The sequence below is a fragment of the Actinokineospora sp. NPDC051303 genome (assembly GCF_055586285.1).
In genome coordinates, this window is record NZ_JBVJIN010000074.1 from 1 (window position 1) to 23327 (window position 23327).

At 69.4% G+C, this 23327-nt stretch carries 23 protein-coding genes and 1 CRISPR repeat array; of the genes, 12 read left to right on the forward strand and 11 right to left on the reverse strand.

The annotated features are described in order from the left end of the window. A partial coding sequence (locus tag ACZ6SD_RS30715) for a deoxyribodipyrimidine photo-lyase (protein WP_465320513.1) occupies nt 1–542 on the reverse strand: 542 nt, incomplete at its 3' end. A gap of 77 nt (nt 543–619) precedes the next feature. Here ACZ6SD_RS30715 and ACZ6SD_RS30720 point away from each other — a divergent pair. After that, nucleotides 620–1486: an alpha/beta fold hydrolase gene (locus tag ACZ6SD_RS30720; protein ID WP_465320514.1), complete on the forward strand. Its 867-nt coding sequence runs from the start codon at nt 620–622 to the stop codon at nt 1484–1486. A gap of 80 nt (nt 1487–1566) precedes the next feature. Next, nucleotides 1567–1728 (forward strand): hypothetical protein, encoded by a 162-nt coding sequence (locus tag ACZ6SD_RS30725; RefSeq protein WP_465320515.1) that lies wholly within the window; start codon nt 1567–1569, stop codon nt 1726–1728. A gap of 51 nt (nt 1729–1779) precedes the next feature. Here ACZ6SD_RS30725 and ACZ6SD_RS30730 read toward each other — a convergent pair whose 3' ends face one another. Both ACZ6SD_RS30730 and ACZ6SD_RS30735 read right to left on the reverse strand, forming a co-directional pair. Then, nucleotides 1780–3096, reverse strand: coding sequence for a citrate synthase (locus ACZ6SD_RS30730; protein ID WP_465320516.1), 1317 nt, complete (start codon nt 3094–3096; stop codon nt 1780–1782). Nucleotides 3097–3288: 192 nt separating this feature from the next. Further along, entirely contained in the window at nt 3289–3912 is a 624-nt protein-coding gene (locus ACZ6SD_RS30735) for a TetR/AcrR family transcriptional regulator (protein ID WP_465320517.1), read from the reverse strand. 97 nt (nt 3913–4009) lie between these two features. On the opposite strand from ACZ6SD_RS30735, the gene ACZ6SD_RS30740 reads away from it, so the two are divergent. Both ACZ6SD_RS30740 and ACZ6SD_RS30745 read left to right on the forward strand, forming a co-directional pair. After that, nucleotides 4010–5170, forward strand: a complete 1161-nt coding sequence (locus ACZ6SD_RS30740; RefSeq protein WP_465320518.1) for an acyl-CoA dehydrogenase family protein — start codon at nt 4010–4012, stop codon at nt 5168–5170. A gap of 267 nt (nt 5171–5437) precedes the next feature. Continuing rightward, nucleotides 5438–6019 carry a hypothetical protein gene (locus ACZ6SD_RS30745; protein ID WP_465320519.1) on the forward strand — a complete coding sequence of 194 codons (582 nt, stop codon included), beginning with the start codon at nt 5438–5440 and terminating at the stop codon, nt 6017–6019. On the opposite strand, the gene ACZ6SD_RS30750 is transcribed toward ACZ6SD_RS30745, so the two are convergent. Together ACZ6SD_RS30750 and ACZ6SD_RS30755 are read right to left on the reverse strand one after the other, a co-directional pair. Continuing rightward, nucleotides 6016–7233: an amidohydrolase gene (locus ACZ6SD_RS30750; RefSeq protein WP_465320520.1), complete on the reverse strand. Its 1218-nt coding sequence runs from the start codon at nt 7231–7233 to the stop codon at nt 6016–6018. The genes ACZ6SD_RS30745 and ACZ6SD_RS30750 overlap by 4 nt on opposite strands. Nucleotides 7234–7235: 2 nt before the next feature. Then, entirely contained in the window at nt 7236–8141 is a 906-nt protein-coding gene (locus tag ACZ6SD_RS30755) for an aldose 1-epimerase family protein (RefSeq protein ID WP_465320521.1), read from the reverse strand. 58 nt (nt 8142–8199) lie between these two features. On the opposite strand from ACZ6SD_RS30755, the gene ACZ6SD_RS30760 reads away from it, so the two are divergent. The 3 genes from ACZ6SD_RS30760 to ACZ6SD_RS30770 all read left to right on the forward strand — a co-directional run bounded on the left by ACZ6SD_RS30760 (nt 8200) and on the right by ACZ6SD_RS30770 (nt 10251). After that, nucleotides 8200–8775 (forward strand): TetR/AcrR family transcriptional regulator, encoded by a 576-nt coding sequence (locus ACZ6SD_RS30760; RefSeq protein ID WP_465320522.1) that lies wholly within the window; start codon nt 8200–8202, stop codon nt 8773–8775. Continuing rightward, nucleotides 8766–9602, forward strand: a complete 837-nt coding sequence (locus tag ACZ6SD_RS30765) for an MBL fold metallo-hydrolase (protein ID WP_465320523.1) — start codon at nt 8766–8768, stop codon at nt 9600–9602. The genes ACZ6SD_RS30760 and ACZ6SD_RS30765 overlap by 10 nt, the downstream gene beginning before the upstream one ends. Nucleotides 9603–9666: 64 nt before the next feature. Continuing rightward, nucleotides 9667–10251: a DUF3558 family protein gene (locus ACZ6SD_RS30770; RefSeq protein WP_465320524.1), complete on the forward strand. Its 585-nt coding sequence runs from the start codon at nt 9667–9669 to the stop codon at nt 10249–10251. A gap of 6 nt (nt 10252–10257) precedes the next feature. Here ACZ6SD_RS30770 and ACZ6SD_RS30775 read toward each other — a convergent pair whose 3' ends face one another. From ACZ6SD_RS30775 to ACZ6SD_RS30785, 3 genes are all read right to left on the reverse strand, one after another. Beyond that, nucleotides 10258–11280, reverse strand: a complete 1023-nt coding sequence (locus tag ACZ6SD_RS30775; protein ID WP_465320525.1) for a hypothetical protein — start codon at nt 11278–11280, stop codon at nt 10258–10260. Nucleotides 11281–11301: 21 nt separating this feature from the next. After that, nucleotides 11302–11700, reverse strand: a complete 399-nt coding sequence (locus ACZ6SD_RS30780) for an aminotransferase class I/II-fold pyridoxal phosphate-dependent enzyme (protein ID WP_465320526.1) — start codon at nt 11698–11700, stop codon at nt 11302–11304. 126 nt (nt 11701–11826) lie between these two features. Further along, nucleotides 11827–12789, reverse strand: a complete 963-nt coding sequence (locus ACZ6SD_RS30785) for a cation diffusion facilitator family transporter (RefSeq protein WP_465320527.1) — start codon at nt 12787–12789, stop codon at nt 11827–11829. A gap of 105 nt (nt 12790–12894) precedes the next feature. Here ACZ6SD_RS30785 and ACZ6SD_RS30790 point away from each other — a divergent pair, with 105 nt between their 5' ends. Next, on the forward strand, nt 12895–13191 hold the full coding sequence (locus tag ACZ6SD_RS30790; RefSeq protein ID WP_465320528.1) for an ArsR/SmtB family transcription factor: 297 nt from the start codon (nt 12895–12897) through the stop codon (nt 13189–13191). Here the strand turns inward: ACZ6SD_RS30790 and ACZ6SD_RS30795 are convergent, their stop codons facing one another. From ACZ6SD_RS30795 to pdxH, 3 genes are all read right to left on the reverse strand, one after another. Further along, nucleotides 13192–14589, reverse strand: a complete 1398-nt coding sequence (locus ACZ6SD_RS30795) for an APC family permease (protein WP_465320529.1) — start codon at nt 14587–14589, stop codon at nt 13192–13194. It abuts the gene before it with no gap. A 186-nt stretch (nt 14590–14775) separates the two neighbouring features. After that, a complete protein-coding gene (locus ACZ6SD_RS30800; RefSeq protein ID WP_465320530.1) occupies nt 14776–16059 on the reverse strand; it encodes an MFS transporter in 1284 nt (427 codons plus the stop codon). A gap of 64 nt (nt 16060–16123) precedes the next feature. Then, on the reverse strand, nt 16124–16783 hold the full coding sequence (gene pdxH / locus ACZ6SD_RS30805) for a pyridoxamine 5'-phosphate oxidase (protein ID WP_465320531.1): 660 nt from the start codon (nt 16781–16783) through the stop codon (nt 16124–16126). Between the two features lie 330 nt (nt 16784–17113). Here pdxH and ACZ6SD_RS30810 point away from each other — a divergent pair, with 330 nt between their 5' ends. From ACZ6SD_RS30810 to sepH, 4 genes are all read left to right on the forward strand, one after another. Then, entirely contained in the window at nt 17114–18280 is a 1167-nt protein-coding gene (locus ACZ6SD_RS30810) for a citrate synthase 2 (RefSeq protein ID WP_465320535.1), read from the forward strand. A 99-nt stretch (nt 18281–18379) separates the two neighbouring features. Further along, nucleotides 18380–18834: a CRISPR direct-repeat array (repeat unit 28 nt; unit sequence GGAACAGCCCCGCGTGCGCGGGGAAGAC). Nucleotides 18835–19118: 284 nt separating this feature from the next. Continuing rightward, on the forward strand, nt 19119–20480 hold the full coding sequence (locus ACZ6SD_RS30815) for a serine hydrolase domain-containing protein (RefSeq protein ID WP_465320532.1): 1362 nt from the start codon (nt 19119–19121) through the stop codon (nt 20478–20480). 71 nt (nt 20481–20551) lie between these two features. Continuing rightward, the gene (serC, locus tag ACZ6SD_RS30820) at nt 20552–21688 is read left to right on the forward strand and encodes a phosphoserine transaminase (protein ID WP_465320533.1); all 1137 of its coding nucleotides are present in this window, start codon (nt 20552–20554) and stop codon (nt 21686–21688) included. Between the two features lie 246 nt (nt 21689–21934). After that, complete coding sequence (gene sepH / locus ACZ6SD_RS30825) at nt 21935–22957, forward strand: septation protein SepH (RefSeq protein WP_465320534.1); 1023 nt, start codon at nt 21935–21937, stop codon at nt 22955–22957. Nucleotides 22958–23327 lie beyond the last annotated feature (370 nt).

Consider the following 23327-nt stretch of genomic DNA (forward strand, 5'->3'; position numbering starts at 1 on the left):
GTTCCTGTTCCTCGACAGCTCAGAAACCTAGACCCAGCAACGACGTGCCCCCCAACTACCAGGGCACACCACCCACACATCAGTACGAAGAGCCGGAGAAAAGGGGTGAAAACCTTGAACGGCTCACCGTCCCCCTTGACCACCCGCCCCGGTGTGACCGCGTAGGGAGAGCCGGTGCGCACGAACTCAATGTCCTTTTCGGACAACGCCATCTCGGTTTCCGCGTCCCGCACCCGCCCGTAGGGCCCGGCGTCCGCCGAGACATGCACCGAGCCCGCGCCGACAGCCGTGGCGACCGCGGGCACCGCGTGCGCCGGGTCGCCGCGCACCACCAGCAGCCGACCCCCCAACTGCCGATCGAGGTCGCGCAGACACCGAACCAGGAACGCCCGCCGCGCGGCCCCCGACGGCCGCAAAAGCACGTCGTCCAGCACGAAAAGCCCCACCACACGAGCGGAACGGGCCGCGGCAGCCAGCAGGGCCGGATGGTCGCCGGTGCGCAGATCGCGCCGAAACCAGAGAATCGCGGGTGAGTCGGCCACGGCAGGCAACGCTACCGACGCGCCCCGCGCCCCGCACTTCTTCAGCGGCACGGCCGATCTGCTGCCACAGTGGAAACATGTTCGACGGCTTCCACCTCGACCACGTCGACCTCGGCGAGGTCCGCCTGCGCGTGCGGCACGGCGGCACGGGTCCCGCCGTCCTGTTGGCACACGGCCATCCGCGCACCCACACCACGTGGCACCGGGTGGCCCCCGCCCTGGTGGCGGCGGGCTACCGGGTGGTGTGCCCGGACCTGCGCGGCTACGGGCAGTCGACCGCGCCGCCCGATCGCCCCGACCACGCCCAGGCGAGCAAGCGGGCGATGGCCGAGGACCTCGCCGCGCTGATGCGCCACCTCGGCTGCGCCCGGTACTTCGCCGTGGGCCACGACCGGGGCGGCTACGCCGTCCAGCGACTCGCCCTCGACCATCCCGAGGGCATCGGCAAAGTCGTGGTCCTGGGCGACGTTCCGATCGGCGAGGCCCTGGCGCGCTGCGACGCGCGGTTCGCGCAGGCGTGGTGGCACTGGTTTTTCCTGGGGCGGCCCGCGCCGCTTCCCGAGCGCGCGATCGCGGCGGATGTGGCGGCCTGGTACGGCTTCGACCGGGACCTGATGGGCGCGGAGAACCTGGCCGACGCCGAGCGGGCGGTGGCCAATCCCGCCGTGCGACACGCGATGTGCGAGGACTACCGCGCCGGACTGGGCCCGGACCGCGCCGCCGACGACGCCGACCGGGCCGAGGGCCGCCGGATCACCGTCCCCCTCCTGGTCCTGTGGGGCGCCCGCAACGACCTCCCCACCCTGTACGACGACGACGTGCTGGGCGTCTGGAAACCGTGGGCCACAACACTTTCCGGTCACGCCCTGGACAGCGGACACCACATGGCCGAAGAGAGCCCCGGCGCCCTCACCACAGCGCTACTCGACTTCTTCGACCCCTGATCCCCCATCCGGCCGTTTGACACGCGTCCGGATGGACCTAAAGATCAATCCGACACCCCAACGGCGAGGAGCCACCCACAGTGCGCACCATCAGCAAGGTCATCATCACCACGGCGGCGGCCCTGGTCCTGGCCGCCCCCACGGCAAGCGCCGACCCGATCAACACCGGCGGCGGGCACCAGGTCGTCATCCCGATCAACGTCCCCGTGACCATCCCGGTCAACCTCCCCATCACCTTCTGACCCACGAAAAGGGCCGCCCGGGAGACCGGGCGGCCCTTTCTCATGCTTGCCTCAGCGTTCGCTGACCGACTTGTAGTCGCGTTCGGTGTGGCCGATGTAGACCTGGCGGGGGCGGCCGATCTTGGTGGCGGGGTCGTTCATCATTTCGCGCCAGTGGGCGATCCAGCCGGGGAGGCGGCCCAGGGCGAACAGGACCGTGAAGAACTTCGTGGGGAAGCCCATCGCGCGGTAAATGAGGCCCGTGTAGAAGTCCACATTCGGGTAGAGCTTGCGTTGCACGAAGTAGTCGTCGGCGAGGGCGTGCTCTTCGAGCTGCTTGGCGATGTCGAGCAGGGAGTCGTCGCCGCCGAGTTTGGTGAGGATGTCGTCGGCGGTCTTCTTGATGATGGCGGCCCGGGGGTCGTAGTTCTTGTAGACCCGGTGGCCGAAGCCCATCAGCTTCACGCCGTCTTCTTTGTTCTTCACCTTCCGCACGAACGACTCCACGTCGCCGCCGGAGTCGCGGATGCCTTCCAGCATCTCCAGGACCGCGCTGTTGGCTCCGCCGTGCAACGGGCCGAACAGGGCGTTGATGCCCGCGGAGACACTGGCGAACAGATTCGCCTCGGACGAGCCGACGAGTCGGACCGTGGAGGTCGAGCAGTTCTGCTCGTGGTCGGCGTGCAGGATGAACAGCAAATCCAGCGCGCGGACCAGGTCCGGGTCGACCTCGTAGTTCTCCGCCGGAAAACCGAAAGTCATCCGCAGGAAGTTCTCGACCAGGCCCAGGGAGTTGTCCGGGTACAGGAATGGCTGCCCGACCGACTTCTTGTACGCGTACGCCGCGATGGTCGGCAGCTTCGCCAGCAGCCGAATCGTGGAAATCTCCACGTGGTGGGAGTCGAACGGCTTGAGGCTGTCCTGGTAGAACGTCGACAGCGCCGACACCGCGGACGACAGCACCGGCATCGGGTGCGCGTCGCGCGGGAAGCCGTCGAAGAACCGTTTCAGGTCCTCGTGCAGCAGGGTGTGCCTGCTGATCTTGTGGGTGAACTCGTCCAGCTCGGTCTGGCTCGGCAGCTCGCCGTAGATCAGCAGGTAGCTGACCTCAAGGAAGCTCGACTTCTCGGCCAGCTGCTCGATCGGGTACCCGCGGTAGCGCAGGATGCCCTGGTCGCCGTCGATGTAGGTGATCGCAGACGAGCAGGCGGCGGTGTTGACGAAGCCGGGGTCGTAGGTGACCAGGTCCGTTTTGGCCAGCAGTTTGCCCAGGTCGACGCCTGATGTGCCGTCGGTGGCGGCGACGACGCCCATCTCGTGCTCGCCGCCGGGGTATCGAAGGGTGGCGGTCTGCTCGGTGCCGGTGGGCACAGCGGTCCCGTCGGGCATGCAAGTACCTCTCACACTCGGGCAGGGCGGCGGTGACGGCCGAGCCGGTACGGCCCTGGTCGGGTGCGGACGCGGCTCGATGAAGCCACAGCGCAGCACCGCCCCATTGGGGTCCTGAGCCTCCTACGCTAGTGCTCGACGCGCATTACGGACAGCCGTGAGGAGACCCGACAGGCACTGTTGGGACACGTATCACAGGCCGCGGCGCGATTCGGCCTGTCCCATGGCAATCGCGCCGGGGGCGAGGCCGCCGAGGATGAGGTCGGCGAGCCCGGCGAACGCCTCGGCGTCGGACACCCCGGCCCGCGCGCCGAGCACCCCGGCCTGGATGCCCTCGATGAGCCAGCCCGCCATCTCGGCGACGAGCCGCGCGTGCACGTCGCGGAAGATGCCGTCGGCGACGCCTTCGCGGATGAACGCGCCGATCCGGGCGGCGGCGGCCTCGGCGTTGCGCCGGTACACCTCGCGGGTCGCCGGGAACTCGGAGACGTCGGCGACGAACTCGGCCGACGCGACGCCCAGTTCCTCCGCCGCGCCGGACAGGTACCGCGCGATCCGCTCGCGGGCGTTCGCCGCCCCCGCGACCCGCTTCTCGATGCGCTCGGTGGCGCCCCGGAAGAAGTGCCCGACGACTTTGAGCGCCAGTTGCTCCTTGCTGGGGGCGAGCGCGTAGAGCGTCGACTTCGAGCAGTGCAGGCGGGCGGCGAAGTCGTCCAGGGTGGTCTCGGCGAAGCCCTCGGCGAGGAAGACGGCCAGCAGCTCCTCCAGCAGGGCGGTCTGCCGGGCGGTCGGGGCGCGGCGTGTGGGGCGGCTCATGCCACAGCGTATCGACTGCTCACGAGCCTTGAGAGTACTCTCAGGCATCCCACAGTACTGTTTTCAGTACTGTCATTCCGCTCTTGAGGACCCCGCCATGCCTGCCGAGCGACTGCTGCCCACCACCGAGGCCGAGGACCTGCTCAAGCTCACCCGGGAGATCGCCCGGAACGAACTGGCCCCGCTGGCGGCCCAACACGAGGAGCAGGAGCGCTTCCCGCGCGACCAGTTCCGGCTACTCGGCCGCAGCGGCCTGCTGGGCCTGCCTTATCCGCGGCGGTGGGGCGGCTCGGCGCTGCCGTACGAGGTGTATCTGCAGGTCGTGGAGGAGATCGCGGCGGCGTGGATGTCGGTCGGCGTCGGCCTGTCGGTGCACACGATGTCCTGCTACCCCCTGGTCGAGCGCGGCACGGACGAGCAGCGTGACCGATTCCTGCCGGACATGCTCGGCGGCGACCTGCTCGGCGCGTACGCGCTCTCGGAAAGCCACGCCGGTTCCGACGCCGCCGCCCTGTCCACCCGCGCCCGCCGCGACGGCGACAGCGGCAACAGCGGCGATTATGTGGTGACCGGAACGAAGGCGTGGATCACCCACGGCGGCCAGGCCGACTTCTACACGACCATGGTCCGCACCTCCGACGACGGCAGCCGCGGCATCAGCTGCCTGCTGGTCGACGCCGCCACCCCCGGCCTGAGCGCCGCGCCGCCCGAACGCAAGATGGGCCTCACCGCGTCCACCACGGCCCAGATGCGTTTCGACAACGCCCGCGTCGGCGCCGACCGGCTGCTCGGCGCGGAAGGCGAGGGCTTCAAGCTGGCCCTGGACGCCCTGAACTCCGGCAGGCTCGGCATCGCCGCCTGCGCCGTCGGCCTGGCCCAGGCCGCGCTGGACGAGGCCGTGGCCTACGCCAAGCAGCGCACCCAGTTCGGCCGGACCATCATCGACTTCCAGGGCGTCGAGTTTCTGCTGGCCGACATGGCCGCCGCCGTCGAGTCCGCCCGCGCCACCTACCTCGAAGCGGCCCGCAGACGCGACCGCGGCCTCCCGTTCGCCCGCCAGGCCGCCATCGCCAAACTCATCGCCACCGACGCCGCGATGCGCGTCACCACCGACGCCGTCCAGGTCCTCGGCGGGGCGGGCTACACCCGCGACTTTCCCGTGGAGCGGTACCTGCGCGAGGCGAAAGTCACTCAGATATTCGAAGGCACTAATCAAATACAACGTGTCGTGATCGCCCGCCAACTCAAAGCGAACTAGCGACCATCGGTTATAACGGGCGCGATACCAGAACGACACCTGACGGTTTCCCGCGAGCCAGTGCGCCAAGTGGAGCATCGATCGGCCCGCCGCCGGTCAGCCGGTCCGGGTTCGCTGGACGGACAACGCGTGGCCGGGTCGTCACGGCGGGCCGTCCACTAATTGAACAGGTCGAAAACTCGCGCCCGGGTTCGCTTACACCGTCAAGTTCTGCCACGATTCCCCCGTCATGGGAACCTCCGTTTCGATCTCACCCGAGGGTGATCAATGAGCGACCCGATTCTGGCCGAGCACGTCGTGGACATCCTGGCCCGGCGGAAGGCTTCGGCGACCGACGGCGAGACCCACACCGCGCTGACCGACACGGTCACCCGGCGGCTGCGGCTCATGCGCCTGGCCGCCGCTCTCGACGCGTTCGACACCGAGCCGGACTCCGGCCCGCGGCGTCGGGCCCTGGTCGACCTGCTGGACCGGCAGTTCGCCCAGGACCCGACGTTCCACGAGACGGTGGCGGGCATGGTGCCGACGGTGGCGCCCGCGCGCAAGGACGACCGGGTCGCGATGCGGCGGCTCGCGATCGGGGCGGCCGCGGCGCTGGCCGCGGTGGTGTTGGTCGTCGGGGCGCGGGCCGCCTATGTCGCGGTGGCCGAGGGCGAGGAGTCGGGCGGCTCGATGCCGTGCGACGCGTTCTGGTCGCTGCCCGAGGCCGAGCAGCGCGCCCTGCTCGCGGAGCTGTACCGCGGCCGCAACGAGCCGCTGCGGGCCACGGAGCCCTACCTCGTGGCCAGCGTCCTCTATAGCTGCGGACAGAACCCGGACCGCACTATCGGCGAGATCGTGAGCGCCTAAGAGGCGTCCCGGTAGAACGGGTCCCGGGTCACGCCCGCGCGCGCGTTCTCGTCGTAGTGGTAGACCTCTCGGCCGTTGACGAACACGCGCATCGCGCGGCTCATCACGTCCAGCGGGTCGCCCGACCAGAGGACCAGGTCGGCGTCGAGGCCGGGCTTGAGCGCGCCCACCCGGTCGCCCAGGCCGAGCATCTCGGCCGGGTTGACCGTGATGGACCGCAGCCCGGTCTCCTCGTCCAGTCCTTCCTTGACCGCGAGGGTGACCTGGTGGACGAGGAAGTTGATCGGCACGACCGGGTGGTCGGTGGTGATCGCGATCCGCGCGCCCGCGCGGGCGAGGATGCCCGGCCCGCGCAGCGTCCGCTGCCGCACCTCCACCTTGACCCGGCTGGTGAACAGCGGTCCGATGACCACCGGGACGTCCCGCTCGGCGATGAGGTCGGCGAGCAGGTGCGCCTCGGTGCCGTGGTTGAGCACGAGCCGGTAGCCGAACTCGTCGGCGAGGCGCAGCGCGGTGGCGATGTCGTCGGCCCGGTGCGCGTGCTGGCACCAGGGCAGGTCGCCGTCGAGGACCTTGACCAGGGCCTCGTTGGTGAGGTCCCGCTCGAACGGCTTGCCCTCGGTCTCGGCCTGGGCCTTGCGCGCCCGGTAGTCCTGCGCCTTGGTAAGCGCCTCTCGGATCACCGCGGCGACGCCGAGCCGGGTCGAGGGCATGGTCTTCTTGTCGCCGTAGACGCGTTTCGGGTTCTCCCCGAGAGCGCTTTTCATGCTTACCGGCTCGCGTAGAAGCATCTCGTCCACGGTGCGGCCCCACGCCTTCACCGCGACGGTCTGCCCGCCGATGACGTTGCCGGAGCCCGGTTTGACCACAATCGTCGTGACCCCGCCCGCGAGCGCGTCGCGGAAGCCCTCGTCGTCGGGGTTGATGGCGTCGATGGCGCGGACCCGGGCGGTGTTCGGGTCGGTCATCTCGTTGGTGTCCTGGCCCGCCCAGCCCTCGCCTTCCTCGTGCACGCCGAGGTGCCCGTGCGCTTCCACGAACCCGGGCAGCACCCAGGACCCGGAGGCGTCGACGATCTCCGCGTCGTCGGGCACGTCGACGTCGGCGGCCGGTCCGACCGCGACGATCTTGCCGTTGTCGATGAGCACGGTCCCGCCATGCAGCGGCGGGCCCGCGACCGGCACCACGTATCCACCTGTCACCGCGATAGTCATGATCAGGACAGTAGCGGCGTGATCCCCCAGGAACCGCGCCATTGTGCGCCTGGCGCGACTTCCAGCAGGTCGATCCCGGAGTTCAGCGCGTCCGGCGGGCAGGTCATCGGCTCGATGGCCACCGCGCGGCCGTTGTCCTTGCCGGGGAACGAGTCGGGGGTGTAGACCTGCACCCACTTGAACACCGGTTCCGCCCACACCTCGACGCCGCCGCCCGGCCCGCGCAGCGAGTGCCGCACCAGCCCGTCCGGCCCCGGTTCGCACCCGCCGAACGCGTCATCGAGCGTGATCCCGCGCAGCGCCTGCCCGCCCGCGAAGTCGTAGCCGTCGATCGGGACTGGGCCGCCGGTGGGCACCATGCGCTCGGGGTCGAGCGGGAGGCGCGTGGTCGCGGCGAGCCGCAGCACGCAGTCGTCGCCGTTGGCGTCGCCCGGCCGCGGATAGGGGTGCGCCCCGACGCCGAAGGGCATGGTCCGGTCGCCGAGGTTGCGCACCGCGTGGGTGACCGTCACCCCGCCGTCGCCCAGCTCGTAGGTGATCGTGGTGCGGAACGGGAACGGCCACCCCGGCTGCTCGTCCACCGTGGTCCCCAGCGTCACCGCCGACTCGTGCCGCTCCACGATCTCCCACACCGCCCGCCGCACCAGCCCGTGGCTGGCGTTCCCCCGCGCGGGCTCGGTGACCGCGAGCCGCAGCGTCTCCCCGCCATGGCGCCACCGCGCCCCCGCGACCCGGTTCGGCCACGGGACGAGCACCGCCCCCGCGCCCATCGGCGGGGCCTCGTCCGCGCCGAAGGTCTCCAGATAGGCCACCCCGTCGACCGCGAACCCCCGCAGCGTCGCGCCATAAGTGGTCACCACGGCCCGCGCGCCGCCCTTGCCGATCTCCACCTGCTTGGTGTCGTCCATGTCCGCAGAGCGTACGGAGCCTTGCACTAACTAGACCGGTCACCATAGTATCGGCCGCATGGCAAGGAGAACGGACACCAGAGAGCGCACCCTGCGCACCGCCGCGCACCTTTTCCGCGCGCAGGGCTACCACGGCACCGGAATGAACCAGGTGCTGGCTGAGGGCGACCTGCCCAAGGGCTCCCTGTACTTCCACTTCCCCGGCGGCAAAGAGCAGTTGGCGGCGGAGGCGGTCGAACTCGTCGGCGCGGAACTGCGAACCTGGATGGCGGCCATCCTCGCCGAAGCGCCGGACCTGCCCAGCGCCGTCATCGCCATCACCGACCTGATGGCGGAACACCTGGCCGCGTCCGACTACCGCGAGGGCTGTCCTGTTGGGACACTCGCGCAGGCCGCCAACGACGTCGAGGGGCTGCGCGCGGCCTGCGCCGACATGTTCGCCTCCTGGCACGCGGTCGTCCGGGACCAGTTGGCCCAGCACGGTTTCGCCGAGGCGGACCAGTTGGCCACCACCCTCATCGCCGCCGTCGAAGGCGCCCAACTCCTCGCCCGCAACCAACGCGACACCGCGCCACTGCACGCCGTCGGCGCGATGCTGGCGCACTTGCTGAAGGGACAGAAGACATGCGCGTGACCCACCTCGACTGCGGCCCCATGCGCCCACCCGGCGGGCGGCTGCTCGACGGAAAGCCCGGCGTCTTCCGGTTCGCCGAGTTCGTCTGCCACGTCCTGCTGATCGAGTCGGAAGACGGCTTGGTGTTGGTGGACACCGGTTACGGCCTGTCCGACCTCACCAACCCCCCGGGCACCATGCCCCCGCTGTTCGCGAAGATGATCCGCCCTGTCCCCGATCCCGACAAAGCCGCCATCCGCCAGGTAGAGGCTCTCGGCTACGACCCGGCCGACGTCCGCCACATCATCGTGACCCACCTGGACCTCGACCACGCGGGCGGTCTCCGCGACTTCCCCGACGCCCGGGTCCACGTCTACGCCCCGGAACACCACGCGGCCATGACCAGAAAAACCCGCGCCGAACGAGACCGCTACCGCCCGGCCCAGTGGGCACACGGCCCCAAGTGGGAAATCCACGCTCCCCAGGAAGGCGGGGACAAGTGGTTCGGCTTCAACGCCGTCCGCCCCCTCACCGGCCTGTCGGATGATTTCCTCCTAGTCCCCTTGCTAGGCCACACCCACGGCCACACCGGCGTAGCCGTCCACACCGAAACCGGCTGGCTCCTCCACGCGGGCGACGCCTATTACACCCACACGGAATTGGCCACACCCCCGTCCTGCCCCCCACTGCTGCGCGCCTTCGAGCACCAAGCCCAGATGAACGCCAAAGCCCGCCACACCAACCAAAACCGCCTCCGCGACCTGGTCCGGACCCACGCCACCGAGGTCGCCGTCTTCTCCGCCCACGACGCCACCGAACTGGCCCGCTTCACCACACCCGCCCGTTAAGCACCGAGACAACGGGGTGTCAGTACACTCGGCACGGGGTCGCACACCGATCGGGGGCAGTCGGATGACCAGGCTCGCACAACACCTCGCCGTCACCATGGCGATAGTCCTGACCGCCGCCTGCGACTCGGGCACCCCCCAGCCACCACCCTCGCCAACGGTCCAACTCTCCCTGGCCCCACGAGTCAAGAACCCGCTCAACATCGACAAGATCATCGCCGACCCGTGCGCAAGCCTCGGCACTCGGCAGCGCGTCGAACTCCGTTTGGAGCCGGGCGAACCGCTTCCGAAGGACCACCCGACCGAATGCGGTCACCTCGTCGACGGGCAACCCGCACGGGCCCATGTCATGGTGAAGTCCCCTGGGGGCGTGAGTCTCGAAGAGCTATACGGCAACGTGCGGAGCGTGGGCACGTGGAGGCTGTGGGAGCCATTTGAGATCGACGGTTACCCGGCAGTCAGATACAACAAGGCTGCGGACGACCGTTCGCAGTGTTTCGCAGCGGTGGGAGTCAACGACTCCCACCTGCTCAATGTCCACTACATCTACTATCCGGACCCCGTCGACCAGCAGATCAAGGAAGACACCTGTGCACGCGCCGAGGCGGTCGCCCGTGCTGCCCTGGCAACCGCCAGGGCAGCACGGTGATCGGAATCAGTAGTCGCGCAGGCGCGGCACAGCGTTGCTGCGCTCCGCCCCTGCCCCACTGATCTGGTACTCACGGGCGGAACGCAAACGCTCAAGTTCGTGACGCAGATTGTCCGTCACCTGCCGAACCGCTGCGGCGACCTCACGTTCGATCCGGTTGACCCCGTCCAGATACTGAGCGGCAATGTCGACCAAGTGGAAGTGGTTCTCCAGGAGAACCTTCGGCGCGTCTTTTCCTTTAGCGGTCTTGACCGCCTCGCCCAACACCTCGGTAATCACAAGACCGAACATCACCGGGCCGGTGGCACCACCTGTGATGACCGTGGTCGTCGCGGCAACGAGACCGGTCACCACAACCGACAGGAAGTCGATCGAGTAATCCGATCCGCTGTAGGGGTCCCTCCTGGCGAATTTCTCGGTCAGCGCATTGATCAGCGCGGTAGCGTCCTCGCCCGCCTTCTTGAAGATCGCCCGGTACTTCGCCAGATGGCCCGCGATCGCGTAGAACCCGTTCTCCAGGTAAACATGGAAATTGATGAAGTCGCCCTCGTACTCATGCGCGGCGTTACTCTCCGGGGCAGACCAACCGCTCCGCATCTGCATCCAGTTGACTCTGGCCGGATGCATCTCCGGATACTGGGCGTCAACCCGCCCCTTCACATCACTGTCACTTTCACCGACTATCGTGAAGAATCCGGCGACGAGTTTGTCGTAGGTCTTGGTCAGTTTCGCTTCGGTCACTCCGGCGATCGCTTGAATGGGCCGCAGGAAGGAGCCGAGGTCGGATGCGTACCGTTCCAACACCGGCACCGTCTCGTACTCCGACTTGCTGTCCATGTCCGCGTTGCGGTTCGGGAACTCCGCGTCCCTGGCCTCGGGATCGTGCTCGAATCGGCTGCGGTAGATACGCGGACCGTTGTTCGTCTGCGGGTTGGACAGGTACTGGAGCCAGGCGTTCAGCTCACCCGCGGCCTTGGCGAGATCCGGATCGGCCGCCGGATCGACACCGGAGACCGGAACCGCGCTCATCCCCGGTGGAAGCCCCATGAGTCACCGCTCCCCGTAGAAGGCACGGTCGATGGCGCGGAAACCGTCCGCGTTCTCCTCGTCGGTGCGTTTCGCCCAGTCCATGTGGCCACGGAGCATGGTGCGGTACTCGTCCAAGGACGTCACCATCTCGGCCTGCTCGGCGACAAGCTGGCGCAGTTGCCATTCGACCTCGTTGAGGAACGAGCTGCTCGCGGGCGGCACCACGGAGTTGCCCTCACCGCCGAACCAGCCAGGCGCCTGGCGTGCGTGCGCGGACCGCACCTCCTCATGCGCCGCCGCGTAGCCTTCGCGGAGTCCGGCGAGGCTGTCGATGACCGGGGTCAGGAATCGCCGTATCCCGTCTTCCAGGGCTGTGGGGCTGAGGCTGTATTCGGCACTCGGATCTATCGGCTCGGTCACATGTCCCCTTTCGCGGCGTCCCCAAGCACTTCCAGCCCATCGTGGCAGGTGCGCGCTTCGCGCGTCAGGGCATCAGGCGAAACGGACTGTGATCCGGCCCGGAGAACGGCGCGGCGGACTGTGGCGTCACCTCACGTGATGGGCCAGCGCGGCGTGATAGTCGTGCTCCGGATGCGGCGCCGGATCGACGTGGATGGTGACCTCGGCCAGGTGCCGCAACGCGTGCCGCAGGCGGTGTTCGGCGTCCACGGCGACCGTGTGCGCCGCCAGCAACGTCGCGTCGGCGTCAGCGACGATGGTCGACTCGGCGAACAGTCGGTGCCCCACCCAGCGCAACCGCACGGCCGTGACCGCGCGGACCCCCGGTGTGTCGGCGAGCGTCTGCTCGGCTCGGTCCACCAGTTCAGGATCGACCCCGTCCAGCAACCGCCCGAAGACCTCACGAGCGGCGGCGCGCAGCACCAGAACGATGAGAACGGTCATCCCCAACCCGATTACCGGGTCTGCGTAAGGGATTCCGGCCCAGGTCCCGGCGGCGGCCAGCACGACGACCAAGCTGGTCAACCCATCCGTCCTGGCGTGCAACCCGTCGGCCACCAGCGCGGCCGACCCGATCTCCCGCCCGACGCGAATCCGATACCGAGCCACCAGTTCGTTCCCCAGAAACCCGATCGCCCCGGCCGCGGCCACCAGAGTCACCTGCTCGACGGCCCGTGGCTCGATGATTCGCGAAACCGCCTGGTACCCCGCCGCGCACGCCGACAGCGCGATCAGCAGCACCACGACCAGCCCCGCGAGGTCTTCCGCCCGCCCCAGTCCGTAGGTGAACCGCCGCGTCGCCGCCCGTCGCCCCAGCGCGAACGCGATGGCCAGCGGCACCGCCGTCAAGGCGTCGGCGACGTTGTGCAGAGTGTCCCCCAGCAGCGCCACCGACCCCGACAGCGCCACCACCACCGCCTGCGCGGCAGCTGTGACCGCCAGCACCGCGAAGGAGATCCACAACGCCCGCATTCCCCGAGCGCTGGTTTCCAGCGCAGAATCAGAGTGGCGATGCCCGTGGCCATGCCCATGTCCGTGTCCGCGTGCCATGCCAGCGAAGATACCTGCATACCTAGTCGATTGTGAAGGTGTTGCGTGCGCTCCCTCTCGTCGTCCCCCGGGCACGACCGCGCTGGTGAGCCCACAAAAGCCCAGGTGGAGACGGCTGTGGGCCTGTTCGCGATGCTCTCGGACGCCACCCGGTTGAGGATCCTGTGGGCGCTCCGCGACGGCGGTGAACGCGACGTCACCACGCTGGCCGAGTTGGCCGAGGTCGGTCCCACCAGCGCCAGCCAGCACCTGACCAAGCTGCGCCTGGCCGGTCTCGTGGCGACGCGGAAAGAGGGCAGGCGCGTCTTCTACCGCGCCCGCGGCTCCCACTTACGGAAGCTTCTCGATGAAGCCCTCTTCCGCGCCGACCACGAGACCAGCGGCCTCCCGGACGACGACTGACTACTTGGACAACTTCTCCGCGTCGAACTTCACCTTGCCAACCACCAACCGGTTGATCCCCCACAGCAACACGCCAACACCGAGCAGGATCGCCGCGATCCCGTACTCCCGCGCGGGCCGCCCGGACAGCGGGCTGGCCAGGTAGGCGCAGGCGACGGCGCCGATGACCGGCAGCGCGGTCGGCGCGCGGAAGTGCTTGTGCGCCACCTTTTCCTTGCGCAGCACCAGAACCGCGACGTTGACGACCGTGAACACGATCAGCAGCAGCAGCGATGTCGTGCCGCCCAACGCGTTGATGTCGACCAGCGCCACCAGCACCATCGCGATCGCGCTGGTGAACAGGATCGACACCCACGGCGTGCGGCGGAACGGGTGCACGGTGCCGAACGCCCTCGGGATGATCCGCTCGTTGGCCATGCCGTAGACGAGCCTGCTGGCCATCAGCATGTTGATCAGCGCCGAGTTGATGACCGCGAGCAGCCCGATCAGCGCGAACACCCACAGCGGGAACCCGGGCGCGCCGACTTCCAGCACCTTGAGCAGGGCGTCGCTCTTGGCCGCCGACAAGTCTTTCGCGGGCACCAGCAGCGAAGACGTGAGCGCCACCAGCACGTAGATCACCGCCGCGATGCCCATGCCGACCAGCATGGAGCGTGGGAAGATCCGCACCGGGTCACGGCACTCTTCCGCCATGTTGACCGAGTCCTCGAACCCGACCATGGCGAAGAACGCCAGCGCCGTGGCCGAGGTGACCGCGATCAGCGGACTCTGCCCCACGGTGTCGATGTGCGTCAGCCGCGCCGGTTCCCCCTCCCCGTTGGTGATCGCGTAGAACCCGACCACGATGATGATCAGCAGCCCGGACAGCTCGATGAACGTGAGCACCACGTTGGCCCACAACGATTCCGCGACCCCGCGGAAGTTCACCGCCGCGAGCAGCAGAATGAACCCGAGCGCGATATACACGGTCGGAATGGTCAACGAGTCCCCCATCAGCTTCCGCAGATAGGTGTTCCCGAACGCCTGCGCGGCCGACGCGGCGGACGTGATGCCCGAGGACATCACCGCGAAGGCCACCATGAACGTGAGAAACTGAATCTTGAAGGCCCGGTTGGCGTACAACGCCGCCCCCGCCGCCTTCGGGTACTTCCCGACGAGTTCCAGGTAGCTGAACGCCGTCAGGAACGCGACCGTGAAGGCCAGCAGGAACGGCAGCCACAGCGCGCCCCCCACCTTCCCCGCGACCGTCCCCGTGAGCGCGTACACGCCCGTCCCGATGATGTCGCCGACGACGAACAACAGCAGCAACCCGGGCCCGATGACCCGTTTCAGCTCCGGTTGTCCCTCATCGCCCGCCGTCTGTGCCATGGTCGCGGGCCCCCGCGTCTGATCCGCCATGGTCGTGAAGTGTGCAGGGGTCGGCCGCGAGAAACAATCCAACCTGATCAAGCCCTCGTCACCCACCCCCAGCCGGGCGGCGGGATCAGCACCAGACCTGTCCCGCGGCGGTCCAGAACACAGTCGCCGACCGTGCTCCGCCTTAGCACGCTGAATCGTCGTCAGCCCCCCGGAGCAGGCGCGAAATCAGCCCGCCAGCCGGTACCGCCAGAACGACGGCACCGCGGCCACCGCCGCGATGGTCAGCACCACCACCAGCACTCCGCCCACGGTCGTGGCCATCGCCGTGCCGAAGGCCGCGCCGCCCCAGCCGTGCAGGACGTCGGCGAGGCGGGGACCGCCCGCGACGACCACGGTGAACACGCCCTGCATCCGCCCGCGCATCTCGTCGGTCGCCTCGGTTTGCAGCATCGAACTGCGGTGCACCGCGCTGATCAGGTCGGCGCCGCCGCCGAGGGCGAGGAAAAGCACCGCCAGCCACAGCGAGTTCGACAGGCCGAACCCCACGACCGCGAGGCCCCACGCGCACACCGCAACCGTGATCGCCGCGCCCTGCCTGGTGATCCGGGCGAACGCGCCGGAGAACAGCCCGAACAGCGCCGACCCGATCGGGATCGCCGCGAACAGCCAGCCCAGGGCGATGCCGCCGCCGGGCGGGTCGCCGAAGGTGCGCTCGGCCATCTCCGGGAACAGCGCGCGCGGCATTCCGGCGATCATGGCGATGATGTCGACCAGAAACGAGACCAGCAGCAGCTTGCGCACGGCGAGGTAGCGGAATCCGTCAGCGATGTCGCTGATCCCCGCGCGCCGCGACGCGCCCTCCCCCGGCCGGATCGCGGGCAGCAGCCACACCAGCGCCAGCGCGCCGAACAGCGCCACCGTGTCCATCAAGTACAAAGTGGACAGTCCGAGCACCGGGATGAGCGCGCCAGCCATGAGCGGACCGAACACCATTCCGAACGTGAACGTCGTGAAGTTCAGCGCCACCGCGGGCGGCAGCAACGCGGCAGGCACCAGCCGGGCCACGGCCGCGCTGCGGGTGGGCATGTTCACCGCGACGAATGCCTGCCCCACACCGAGCAGCACCAAGATCACGGCCACCGAGTCCAAGTGGACGAACGCCTGCAACCAGAGCAAACCGGCCGCCACCGCGACCCCAAGGTTGCTGACCAGCAACACCTTCCGCCGGTCGAACGCGTCGGCGATCGCGCCGCCCCAGAGCCCGAAGACGAGCAGCGGCACCAGCCCTACCGCACCGGTCAGCCCGACGTAACCGGACGAACCGGTCAGGTCGTAAATCTGCTTGGGCACGGCGACCGCGGTGAGCTGGCTGCCCACGGCGGTGACCGCGGTCGACAGCCACAGGCGGCGGAAATCCCGAATCCGCAACGGACGGGTGTCGATGACCGCCTTGCCGAGCAGCCTGCGGGCTCGACCGCGCCGCTCCCGGAAATCCGCGTCGGTGCTCACGACACCCGAGCTTAGGGCGGCTAACGAACTGTCCGCCCGGGGTTTCCCGCCTGCCGAGACGGCCTCACGGGCCGAGGCGCTCGACCTTCCAGCCGTCGCGGGAGAGCTTGAAGCGCAACCGGTCGTGCATCCGGTCGCGGCGGCCCTGCCAGAACTCCACCAGCTCCGGCTGAATGCGCCAGCCGCCCCAGTGCGGCGGCACTGGAACCGTCTCCGCGTCGGCGAAGCGGCGCTCCACATTGGCCAACGCGGACTCCAGCGCGCCCCGCCCACTGACCACGATGGACTGCGGCGAGGCCCACGCGCCAAGCTGCGAGCCGCGCGGGCGCTTGGCCCAGTATTCCGCGGTTTCCGCGCTGCGGACCTTCTCCACGGTGCCGCGCACCGTCGCCTGCCGGTGCAGGCCGTACCAGGGGAACGTCGCCGAGGCGTAGCGCGTGGCCATCAAATCGTGGCTCTTGGCCGAGGTGTAGTTGGTGAAGAACACCAGCCCGCGCGCGTCGAGTCCCTTGGCCAGAACCGTGCGTGAGGAGGGGAACCCGTCGGCGCCCGCGGTGGCGAGGACCATGGCGTTGGGCTCGGGCAGGCCCGCCTGCGTGGCCTCGTCCAGCCAGCGCTGCAACTGCTCGTGCCAGGTGTCGGCGAGGTCGTACTCCGACAGCGCGCCTTGCTCGTAGGCGACCCGCATGGTCGGAAGGTCAAGAGCGATTTCGCCGTCAGCCATGCCGCATCTCCTCAGACCGCGCGGGTGTGTGGTGGGGGCCTCACCGCTTGACGGTACGGGGAATCCAGGTGAACGGGAACCGCTCGGACGGTGACAGGTGCCACCCAAGCGAGGAAATGTCGTGTTCGTTTGTGACGCAATGGCGCGTCCGCACAATCTGGATCGTTTCACTGGATCGTGACCGAAGACACCACTGTGAACGATTGCTAACGTGGAAAACAAGGAGCATGGTGACGCCAGCCGTGCAGTGGAGCCCGGCGCGGGCGACCTGTCTTGACGCCGCTGCCGCTGTGCGTGAACCGTCGGGGACATGGCGTGAAAGGCGAAGCAATGCGCAACGCGGTGCAGGACATCGACCAGGCTCCACCCTCGGTGGCCTCGGCCGACGAGCCGGACGACGGTTTCCGTCCCGGGCTGGAAGGCGTGGTGGCCTTCCGCACGGAGATCGCCGAACCGGACCGGGACGGCGGCGCGCTGCGCTACCGCGGCGTCAACATCGAAGACCTCGTGGGCAAGGTCACATTCGGCAACGTGTGGGCACTGCTTGTCGACGGCCGCTTCGGCCCCGGCCTGCCGCCCGCTGAGCCGTTCCCGCTGCCCGTGCACTCCGGCGACGTCCGGGTGGACGTGCAGGCCGGTCTCGCCATGCTCGCCCCGATCTGGGGTTACCGCCCACTGCTCGACATCTCCGACGACGAGGCCCGCGAGCAGCTGGCCCGCGCGTCGGTCATGGCCCTGTCCTATGTGGCGCAGTCCGCCCGAGGCATCCACCAGCCCGCGGTCCCGCAGAACCGCATCGATGAGTGCACCACGATCACCGAGCGCTTCATGACCCGCTGGCGCGGCGAGCCCGACCCGGCCCACGTCAAGGCGGTAGACGCCTACTGGGTATCCGGCGCGGAACACGGCCTCAACGCGTCGACCTTCACCGCCCGCGTGATCGCCTCCACCGGCGCGGACGTCGCCGCGTCCCTCTCCGGCGCCATCGGAGCCATGTCCGGCCCCCTGCACGGCGGCGCCCCCGCCCGCGTCCTGCCGATGATCGCCGAAGTCGAGAAAACCGGCGACGCCCGCAAGTACGTCAAGGACCTGCTGGACCGCAAAGAACGCCTCATGGGCTTCGGCCACCGCGTCTACCGCGCCGAAGACCCCCGCGCCCGCGTCCTGCGCCGCACCTGCCAAGAACTGGGCGCGGAACGCTACGAGGTCGCCGCCGCCCTGGAACAAGCGGCCCTGACCGAACTCCGCGAACGCCGCCCCGACCGAGCCATCGAAACCAACGTCGAGTTCTGGGCGGCGGTCATCCTGGACTTCGCCCAGGTGCCCCCGCACATGATGCCCGCCATGTTCACCTGCGCCCGCACAGCGGGCTGGTGCGCGCACATCATGGAACAGAAGCGCACCGGCAGGCTGGTCCGCCCCGCCGCCAAGTACGTCGGCCCCGCCCCCCGAACCCCAGAAGAAGTAGAAGGCTGGGACGCCATCTCCGGCGCCTGACCCTTCGACCTGACGACAAGCCCCGCACCGAGCGCTCCACCCGTGTGCGGGGCTTGCCCCTTTCCACACCCTGAACTCACAGCCCCGCACCGCCGCCCTGCAACCAGCCCGCGTACGCGGGGAAGACCTCGCGACGTTGCTGCACGCCGCCGCTCACGGCGGAACAGCTCCGCGTGCGCGGGGAAGACTTCACGCAGTCCGACCCGAATGTCGGCAGCGTGGGAACAGCCCCGCGTGCGCGGGGAAGACTTACAGCGCCACAACTCATGCCGACGCTCGGCCGGAACAGCCCCGCGTGCGTGGGGAAGACGTCTCTTCCGGTCCCATCGGCGCGTGCCGCAGGGGAACAGCCCCGCGTGCGCGGGGAAGACCGCATGATCCGTATCGAGCCTGCCCTGCCGGACGGAACAGCCCCGCGTGCGCGGGGAAGACTAGCTCGCGCTTGGCGTCGGCGCGCAGCTCGGCGGAACAGCCCCGCGTGCGCGGGGAAGACCGTCGCAGGAGTGCGGACACTCACCCCTTGGGCGGAACAGCCCCGCGTGCGCGGGGAAGACACTTGTTGACCTGCGGGTTCACGAATCAGAACAGTGTTTTACATTCACTTCCAGTCGGGCTCGGAGCTTCTGGACCACTCGACCAATGCCTCCCAGCAGCAAGATCCGCAGCCCTCACGCGCAACGGCAAACCCCACCCTACCCGGGGGGCCGCCCCGCTCCAGTCTATCGGCTCCGGGGCCGAAGGGAAGGCCCGCGCGAAACCTGTGGATAACTTCGGCGATTGTGGATAACTCGGGGCCTTCCGGGCGGGGGGCGTCGGGCGATGGCCGACAATTGGAAGCATGTTGCAGACCACTGAGTTCGCGTTGCTCCGCCGGATCGCGGCTGAGCAGGCCGAGAACCGGGCGCCGTCGTTGGTGGCGGGGGTTGTTCGGGGGGATCGGCTTGTCTGGGCCGGGGCGCGGGGGAAGGTCGACGGGGCCGTGCCGACGACCGACACCCAGTATCGGATCGGGTCGATCACCAAGACGTTCGTGGCCGTCCTGGTGATGCGGTTGCGCGATGAGGGCAAGCTTGATCTCAACGACGCGTTGGACAAGCACGTGCCGGGCACGTCGTTCGGGGCGGTCACCATCGCGCAGTTGCTCGCGCATACCGGCGGGCTCACCTCCGAGTCGCCGGGTCAGTGGTGGGAGCGGGCCGAGGGGGCGGATTGGCCCGCGCTGGAGACGAGCCTGGCCGAGGGAGCGTTGCGGCACCGTTCGGGCGCGCGGTTCCACTACACCAATGTCGGCTACGGCGTTCTCGGCGAGTTGGTCGCCCGGCTGCGGGGCACCACGTGGCTCGACGCGCTCAACACCGAGATCCTGGCCCCGCTCGGCATGACGCGCACGACCCCGCATCCTCGGCCGCCCGCCGCGACCGGGTGGGCGGTGCACCCGTACGCCGACGTCCTGCTCAGGGAGCCCGCCCCCGACGCCGGGGCAATGGCGCCCGCGGGGCAGCTGTGGTCCACGGTGTCCGACCTGGCCCGGTGGACGCGGTTCGTCGGCGGCGACACCGGGGACGTGCTGCATCCCGACACGGTGGCCGAGATGCGTGAGCCCGCGCACGTCGAAGACGACGCCACGTGGACTTCCGGCTACGGCCTCGGCCTGCAAACCATGCGTATCAATGGCAGGCGTCTGGCCGGGCACGGCGGTTCGATGCCCGGGTTCCTGGCCATGGTCCTCAGCGACCAGAACAGCGGCACGGGCGCGCTGGTCATGGCGAACACGACCTCCGGGGTCGCGGTCGGCGCGGTCGCCAACGATCTGATCGAACTGGTCGACCAGCACGAGCCAACGCTGCCCGCGGAGTGGGAGCCGATGACCGAGGCCAACCCGGAGCTGCTCGCGCTCACCGGCCAGTGGCACTGGGGGCCGACCCCGTACGTGCTGCGGCTGCTGCCCGGCGGCTGGCTCAACCTCGCGCCGGTGTCCACTCGGGGTCGCCAGTCGCGGTTCCGTCCCGACGGCCGGGACACCTGGACCGGTCTCGACGGCTACTACGCGGGCGAGACCCTGGCCCTGCGCCGCGATGCCGCGGGCACGGTCACCCACCTTGACCTGGCGACTTTCGTGTTCACGCGGGAGCCGTACGGGACGCCGGAGGCCATCCCGGGCGGGGTGGACGAACAGGGCTGGCGGACCCGGGAGGGCTGACGAGTGCGAGACTGGACAGGCCGCTCCGCCGAGTCAGGCGGGGCCACGTCGACACCGCGAAAGGCGCCGAGATGACCCAGACCGCCGACCCGAGCACGCTGGAGATCCCCGCGGAGCTCAAGCCCTCCGACGGCCGATTCGGCTGCGGACCGTCGAAGGTCCGGCCGGAGCAGGTTGCCGCGCTGGCGTCCGAGGGGGCCGCGCTGCTGGGCACCTCGCACCGCCAGAAGCCGGTGAAGTCGCTGGTTGGCCGGGTCCGCGCTGGCCTGCGCGAGCTGTTCTCCCTTCCCGACGGCTACGAGGTCGTCCTGGGCAACGGCGGCGCCACCGCGTTCTGGGACGCCGCCGCGTTCGGGCTGGTCCGGGAGCGTTCGCAGCACTTCACCTACGGCGAGTTCTCGGCCAAGTTCGCGTCGGTGACCAAGGGCGCGCCGTTCCTGGCCGACCCGGTCGTGGTCAAGGCCGATCCGGGCAACGCGCCGGAGTTCGCCTACGCCGAGGGGACCGACCTGGTGGCCTGGGCGCAGAACGAGACCTCCACGGGCGTGGCCGTCCCGGTGCTGCGGCCCGCCGGTTCCGAGGGCGCGCTGGTCGCCATCGACGCGACGTCGGGCGCGGGCGGCCTGCCGGTCAAGGCCGAGGACTTCGACGTCTACTACTTCGCGCCGCAGAAGTCGTTCGCCTCCGACGGCGGGCTGTGGCTGGCGCTGATGAGCCCCGCGGCGCTGGAGCGGGTCGCCGAGATCGGCGCGTCCGACCGCTGGGTGCCGGAGTTCCTGTCGCTGACCACCGCGCTGGACAACTCGGTGAAGGACCAGACCTACAACACCCCGTCGGTGGCCACGCTGTTCCTGCTGGCCGAGCAGATCGACTGGATGCTGGCCAACGGCGGTCTGGACTGGACGGTGTCGCGCACAAAGGACTCTTCGCAGCGGCTCTACACCTGGGCGGAGAAGACCGAGTACACCACGCCGTTCGTGGCCGACCCGGCGCTGCGCTCACAGGTCGTCGGCACGATCGACTTCGCCGACTCGGTTGACGCTGCCGCGGTGGCCAAGGCGCTGCGGGCGAACGGCATCGTCGACGTCGAGCCGTACCGCAAGCTGGGCCGCAACCAGTTGCGGGTGGCGATGTTCCCGGCCATCGAGCCGGACGACGTGACCACGCTCACCAACGCGATCGACTGGGTGGTCGACCGACTGGCCTAAGCACGCGAACCAGATGGACGACGGAGGGCCGCCGGGAACCTGGCGGTCTCCGTCGTGTCCCACGCGACACGCCCGGGCGAACGGGTGAACCAGGGCTGAACCCGGATGCGGGAGGGCCAATGAGTACGGCAAGATCACAAACGGATGTCACGGGGATCGCGGCGCGCCTAGCGCGTCAAGGCAACTCGCCGATCTACCGTGGGAAGCTGGCGAGTGAAGTCTGCTCATGTCGCAGGGAGGTTCGCGATGCGCGCGCTGCGGGTCGTCGGGCTCTCGGATGACGGCAAGACCGTCATCTGTGAGGACCCGGCACGTGGCGAGCGTTTCACCCTCCCCGCCGACGAGCGGTTGCGTGCTGCCGCACGAGGAGACGTCACCCGACTCGGCCAGATCGAGATCGAGCTGGAGAGCCAGATGCGTCCTCGTGAGATCCAGACCCGCATCCGCGCGGGTGAGTCCGTAGAGCAGGTCGCCGAGGCCGCGGGCATCCCCGCCCACAAGGTGGAGCGGTTCGCCTACCCGGTCCTGCTGGAGCGTTCCCGCACCGCCGACCTCGCCCAGCGCGCCCACCCGATCCGCGAGGACGGCCCGGACCTGCAGACCCTGGGCGAGGTCGTCCAACACGCGTTCACCCTGCGCGGCCAGGACTACACGGCCGCCACCTGGGACTCCTGGCGCGGCGAGGACGGCAAGTGGGTCGTGCAGCTGTGCTGGAACGCGGGCCGGTCGCTCAACAGCGCCCACTGGTCCTTCCACCCCGGCGCCCACGGCGGCACCGTCACCCCCCTGGACGACCACGCCCACGACCTGCTGGACCCGCAGCCGAACAAACCCCTGCGCACGGTCCGCCCGGTCACCGAACTCGCCCAAGCCGCCCTCAACCTCGACCACCACCTCCCGGTCGCCGCGCCGGAACCGGACCCCGAGATCGAGGCCGTGTTCGCCCCGCCGGTGGCCCCCGTGCCGACCCCGGTCGCGGTGGAACCGGCACGCCGGGACCCGGAGCCGAGGACGGAGGAACAGGACTTCGTCGAGGACTTCGAGCTCATCCCCGAGCCGGAGCCCGCCACCGCCCCCGAGGAGCCCGCCATCCTGGCAGCCGACCACCCAGAAGAAGACCCCCGCCCCCGCGAGGACCATCAGGACGCCCTGATGGAGGAGCCCGCACGCAAGCCCGAGCCCCCCAGGCGCGGCAAGGCGAAAAAGGCCCGCCCCATCGTCCCGTCCTGGGAGGACGTCCTCCTGGGTACCCGCTCCAACCGGGGCTGACCCCCCTGCCCCTGCCCCCGCCTCGAAGCGGGGGCAGGGCGAAACCGGCCTGCCCACCAGCGGCAACTCGCCCACCTGCCAGCCGCGCCCAAAGCCGGCAGGTGGGCGACGGAACCAACCAGCGATCCCGCCCCTCCTGCCCAACCGCACCCGCCCCTGCCAGGTCCCCGGCGCGGCAAATAGAGAACCCACGCTCCCACCAACCGGCACCAGCCCCACCAGCTCCCCGGTCGGCCAAACAGAAAACCCACGCTCCCACCAACCGGCACCCAACCCCACCAGCTCCCCGGTCGGCCAAACAGAAAACCCACGCTCCCACCAACCGGCACCCAACCCCACCAGCTCCCCGGTCGGCCAAACAGAAAACCCA

What these genes read in the sequence shown, in the direction of transcription:
- ACZ6SD_RS30720 (WP_465320514.1), top strand. Translation starts at nt 620, where the DNA reads ATGTTCGACGGCTTCCACCTCGACCACGTCGACCTCGGCGAGGTCCGC.
- ACZ6SD_RS30730 (WP_465320516.1), bottom strand. Translation starts at nt 3,096, where the DNA reads ATGCCCGACGGGACCGCTGTGCCCACCGGCACCGAGCAGACCGCCACC.
- ACZ6SD_RS30735 (WP_465320517.1), bottom strand. Translation starts at nt 3,912, where the DNA reads ATGAGCCGCCCCACACGCCGCGCCCCGACCGCCCGGCAGACCGCCCTG.
- ACZ6SD_RS30740 (WP_465320518.1), top strand. Translation starts at nt 4,010, where the DNA reads ATGCCTGCCGAGCGACTGCTGCCCACCACCGAGGCCGAGGACCTGCTC.
- ACZ6SD_RS30745 (WP_465320519.1), top strand. Translation starts at nt 5,438, where the DNA reads ATGAGCGACCCGATTCTGGCCGAGCACGTCGTGGACATCCTGGCCCGG.
- ACZ6SD_RS30750 (WP_465320520.1), bottom strand. Translation starts at nt 7,233, where the DNA reads ATGACTATCGCGGTGACAGGTGGATACGTGGTGCCGGTCGCGGGCCCG.
- ACZ6SD_RS30755 (WP_465320521.1), bottom strand. Translation starts at nt 8,141, where the DNA reads ATGGACGACACCAAGCAGGTGGAGATCGGCAAGGGCGGCGCGCGGGCC.
- ACZ6SD_RS30760 (WP_465320522.1), top strand. Translation starts at nt 8,200, where the DNA reads ATGGCAAGGAGAACGGACACCAGAGAGCGCACCCTGCGCACCGCCGCG.
- ACZ6SD_RS30765 (WP_465320523.1), top strand. Translation starts at nt 8,766, where the DNA reads ATGCGCGTGACCCACCTCGACTGCGGCCCCATGCGCCCACCCGGCGGG.
- ACZ6SD_RS30770 (WP_465320524.1), top strand. Translation starts at nt 9,667, where the DNA reads ATGACCAGGCTCGCACAACACCTCGCCGTCACCATGGCGATAGTCCTG.
- ACZ6SD_RS30775 (WP_465320525.1), bottom strand. Translation starts at nt 11,280, where the DNA reads ATGAGCGCGGTTCCGGTCTCCGGTGTCGATCCGGCGGCCGATCCGGAT.
- ACZ6SD_RS30785 (WP_465320527.1), bottom strand. Translation starts at nt 12,789, where the DNA reads ATGGCACGCGGACACGGACATGGGCATGGCCACGGGCATCGCCACTCT.
- ACZ6SD_RS30795 (WP_465320529.1), bottom strand. Translation starts at nt 14,589, where the DNA reads ATGGCGGATCAGACGCGGGGGCCCGCGACCATGGCACAGACGGCGGGC.
- pdxH (WP_465320531.1), bottom strand. Translation starts at nt 16,783, where the DNA reads ATGGCTGACGGCGAAATCGCTCTTGACCTTCCGACCATGCGGGTCGCC.
- ACZ6SD_RS30810 (WP_465320535.1), top strand. Translation starts at nt 17,114, where the DNA reads ATGCGCAACGCGGTGCAGGACATCGACCAGGCTCCACCCTCGGTGGCC.
- ACZ6SD_RS30815 (WP_465320532.1), top strand. Translation starts at nt 19,119, where the DNA reads ATGTTGCAGACCACTGAGTTCGCGTTGCTCCGCCGGATCGCGGCTGAG.
- serC (WP_465320533.1), top strand. Translation starts at nt 20,552, where the DNA reads ATGACCCAGACCGCCGACCCGAGCACGCTGGAGATCCCCGCGGAGCTC.
- sepH (WP_465320534.1), top strand. Translation starts at nt 21,935, where the DNA reads ATGCGCGCGCTGCGGGTCGTCGGGCTCTCGGATGACGGCAAGACCGTC.